General features: G+C 64.8%; 3 protein-coding genes. 1 reads left to right on the forward strand and 2 read right to left on the reverse strand.

The window, feature by feature from the left end; genetic code table 11:
- The coding region (locus RT662_RS10385; RefSeq protein ID WP_313670637.1) for a phosphatase PAP2 family protein at window positions 1–691 on the reverse strand (691 nt) is incomplete at its 3' end.
- 188 nt (window positions 692–879) lie between these two features.
- Here RT662_RS10385 and clpA point away from each other — a divergent pair.
- Window positions 880–3222 (forward strand): ATP-dependent Clp protease ATP-binding subunit ClpA, encoded by a 2343-nt coding sequence (clpA, locus tag RT662_RS10390; protein ID WP_313670638.1) that lies wholly within the window; start codon window positions 880–882, stop codon window positions 3220–3222.
- A 71-nt stretch (window positions 3223–3293) separates the two neighbouring features.
- Here clpA and RT662_RS10395 read toward each other — a convergent pair.
- The coding region (locus tag RT662_RS10395) for a TonB-dependent receptor domain-containing protein (protein WP_313670639.1) at window positions 3294–4163 on the reverse strand (870 nt) is incomplete at its 5' end.

Here is a 4163-nt window from a genome sequence, read left to right on the forward strand (position 1 = left end):
GGCGGCCGCCAGTCACATCGGATGCCCAATGCACCCGGCAGGCGATGCGCAGATCGCCGGTGGCCTTGCCGAACTTCAGCAGCGCGGCGCTGCGTACCGGCCGCGCGTCTGACAGGATCAGGCCCCAAAGCCAGCCCACCGCGGCGTGGCCCGATGGATAGGCAAAGCCCAGCGCCTTGCCGCCATCCTTGGCCGCATCCGGATCGCACGCCTTGCCGTTATCCGTGCTGAACGGGCGCGGGCGCTTGTAATAATCCTTGGCCAGGAACACGGCGCGGCCCAGATCGGTGCCGGCGCGGCGCAGCAGCGTCATGGTGGCCGGCGTCGTTTGCGGGGTGAGCGTGGCGCCCAACGCGCAGCTCACCGTCTTGACGAAACTCGGGCTGGTCACGCTCAGCTGGCCGATGGCGCTCTGCCACAGCGGCCCGCCGATGCCGCGCTTGCTCTGGCGATAGAGGAATTTGTCGGCCTGTTCTTCCGTGCTGCCGGCTTCGGGCGGCGGCGGCAGCAGGCGCATCAGGGCCAGTGGCGGGCGGTTGGCCACGTAACCAGGCGCCGGCGACATGGTGGATGCGGGAGCGGCAGAGGGGGCGGGAGCGGTCATCGCAGTCTGAGCCGCCAGCGGCGCGGCGGTGAGCAAAAGGGTCAGCAGCATCAAGCGCATTTCGGTTTCTCCAAGCGTGCGCATCATCATGCCCCGCCATCGCCCGACTGGCCAGAGCCGCACAATAACCACTGCGACATTACAAACGCGTGGGACTGGGCCGTTTGCCCCTTGATATCTGGCCCTGCCGGGCAGACATTGGCTTCAGGCCCTCCATACGGCCGGGCCGGCCAACGGCGCTCCTTTCCCCCGAACGGCGCGCCCCGGAGACGTTGATGCCCTCGTTCACCCGCGAACTTGAAAAGACCCTGCACAACGCGCTGGCCGAAGCCGCGCGCCGCACCCACGAATATGCCACGCTGGAGCATTTGCTGCTGGCGCTGACCACCGATACCCACGCCGCCCAGGTGATGAAGGCCTGCAATGTCGATCTGGAAGAACTGCAGGGCCAGTTGATCCGTTATCTCGATACCGAACTGCAGGCGCTGAAGGCCGATGCCAGTGTTGATCCGTCGCCCACCGCCGGTTTCCAGCGCGTGGTGCAGCGCGCCATCCTGCATGTGCAGTCATCGGGCCGCGAGGAAGTGACCGGCGCCAATGTGCTGGTCGCGCTATTCTCCGAACGCGAAAGCCACGCGGTGTTCTTCCTGCAGCAGCAGGACATGACGCGGCTGGATGCGGTTTCGTTCATCAGCCACGGCATTGCCAAGTCCGGCCAGTCCGAAGCCAAGCCGCCCAAGGGCTCGGCTGATCGGGAAGAGCCGGAAGAAAAGCCGGCCAAGGCGGAAAAGAGCGACAAAAAGGGCGGCGAAAGCGCCCTCAAGCAGTTCACCGTCAACCTCAACGAGAAGGCCAAGATCGGCAAGGTCGATCCGCTGATCGGCCGCCATGCCGAGGTGGACCGCACCATCCAGATCCTGTGCCGCCGGTCCAAGAACAACCCGCTTTATGTGGGTGATCCGGGCGTCGGCAAGACCGCGATTGCCGAAGGCCTCGCCCGCAAGATCGTCGAAGGCCAGGTGCCCGATGTGCTGCTGCCTGCCGTGATCTACAGCCTCGACATGGGCGCGCTGCTTGCCGGCACGCGCTATCGCGGTGATTTCGAGGAGCGGCTGAAGAATGTCGTGAACGAGCTGGAAAAGCTGCCGCACGCCGTGCTGTTCATCGATGAAATCCACACGGTGATCGGTGCTGGCGCGACCAGCGGCGGCGCGATGGATGCATCGAACCTGCTGAAGCCGGCGCTGTCGTCAGGCGCGATCCGCTGCATCGGTTCGACCACCTACAAGGAGTTCCGCAACCACTTCGAGAAGGACCGCGCCCTGCTGCGCCGCTTCCAGAAGATCGACGTGAACGAGCCGAGCATCGAGGACAGCATCAAGATCCTGATGGGGCTGCGGCCTTCGTATGAAGAGCATCACAAGCTGAAATACACCGCCGATGCCATCAAGGCCGCGGTGGAGCTTTCGGCGCGCTACATCAACGATCGCAAGCTGCCCGACAAGGCGATCGACGTGATCGACGAAACCGGCGCGTCGCAGATGCTGCTGCCCGAATCCAAGCGCAAGAAGACGATTGGCGTGAAGGAAGTGGAAGCGGTGATCGCCACCATGGCGCGCATTCCGCCGAAGAGCGTTTCCACCGACGACAAGACCCAGCTGCAAACGCTGGATGCCGATCTGAAGCGCGTGGTGTTCGGCCAGGATGCCGCCATCGAGAAACTGGCCAGCGCCATCAAGCTGGCGCGGGCGGGCCTGCGTGAACCCAACAAGCCGATCGGTTCCTACCTGTTCTCCGGCCCCACCGGGGTGGGCAAGACGGAAGTGGCCAAGCAATTGGCGGCGATCCTGGGCATCCCGCTCACCCGCTTCGACATGTCGGAATATATGGAACGCCACTCGGTCAGCCGGCTGATCGGCGCGCCTCCCGGCTATGTCGGTTTCGATCAGGGCGGTCTGCTCACCGATGCCGTGGATCAGCAGCCGCATTCGGTGCTGCTGCTCGACGAAATCGAAAAGGCCCACCCGGATCTGTTCAACATCCTGTTGCAGGTGATGGACAACGGCAAATTGACCGATCATCACGGCAAGACGGTGGATTTCCGCAACATCATCCTGATCATGACCACCAATGCCGGCGCTGCCGACATGGCGCGTGAAGGCATCGGTTTCGGCGCCACCACCCGCATCGGTGAGGACGAGGAAGCCATCAAGAAGATGTTCTCGCCGGAATTCCGCAACCGGCTGGATGCCACCGTGCCGTTCGGCTACCTGCCGCCGGCCGTGGTCGCCATGGTGATCGACAAGTTCGTGCTGCAGCTGGAAATGCAGCTGGCCGATCGCGACGTACACATCTCCCTCACCGAGGAGGCCAAGGCCTGGCTGATCGCCCGCGGCTATGATCGCCTTTATGGCGCGCGCCCGATGGGCCGGCTCATCCAGGAGAAGATCAAGCAGCCGCTGGCCGAGGAACTGTTGTTCGGCAAGCTGGTGAACGGCGGAGAAGTGCGCGTGCACGTGAAGGACGAGGATCTGTCGTTCGAGATCGTGCCGGCGATCAAGAAGCTGAAGGCAAAGAAAGCCACCAAGGCGCTGCCGGCGCCGGCCACGGAGGCCTGATCCTTCCGCCAACAGAAAAGGGGCGGCGGTGCCACACCGGCACCGCCGCCCCTTTTCGTTTCCGGGGCCGATCAGTAACGGACGGTGATGCCGCCCTGCACCATCAGCGGCTGGCCCGGCAGCACGCCGCGGGCGCGATCGATCACGTACAGCCGGTCGAACAGGTTGCGCGCCGCCACGAACACTTCCCATTTGCCTTGCGGCGGGCCGTAGGACAACGCGACATTCACCTGCGCCCAGCCACCGATGCGGCCGCGCTGGCCATCGGGCGTGACGGCCACCAGGTTCACATCATCGGCAAACATGCTGGATTGGCCCACCACTTCCACCTGGCCGGTGAAGCCCTTGTGTTCAACGCCCACGGCGCCCGAAATCAGCCATTCCGGCGCATAAGGCAGGCGATTGCCCTTCACGTCGCGGGCCACACCGCACGGCACCGCACCGGTGCCAGTTGCAACCAGCGTGCCGGCGGTGGCACCATCGAAACAGGGCACATTGGCGATACGGGTGCTGCTGTAGCGCGCGGTCGCCACCCAGGTGCTGGCCAGGCGGGCAAACACGTCGGTTTCCGCATCGGTCCAGCCGGCATCGCGTGATGACAGGGTGAGCGACAACTCCCCGCCCCGGTGCAGCGTGCGCCCGGCGGAGGTGAGCGTGGCGCCAATGCCGCCGGCCACGGATTGGGGGATGATCTGGTTGGCGAAATCCATCACGAAGAAGGTGGCATCGCCCTTGATCCCCTTCACGATGCTGCCGCGCACGCCGGCTTCCCAGTTCCAGCTGAGTTCGGCATCCAGATCGACCGAACCGCCAACGGGCGTGATGATATCCTCCACCCGCGGCGGGGCGAAGCCGCGATGGACACCGCCATAGAGCGTGACATCGCCGGCGACGCGCCAGGTCATGCCGATGCCGGGCAGCACCTTGTCCAGCGTCTGGCG

Origin of the sequence: Sandarakinorhabdus sp. (assembly GCF_032115815.1) — a bacterium.
Classification (GTDB): Bacteria; Pseudomonadota; Alphaproteobacteria; order Sphingomonadales; family Sphingomonadaceae; genus Sandarakinorhabdus.

Bases quoted from the DNA above. Each gene is read 5' to 3' on its own strand.
- clpA (WP_313670638.1), top strand. From the start codon at position 880: ATGCCCTCGTTCACCCGCGAACTTGAAAAGACCCTGCACAACGCGCTG.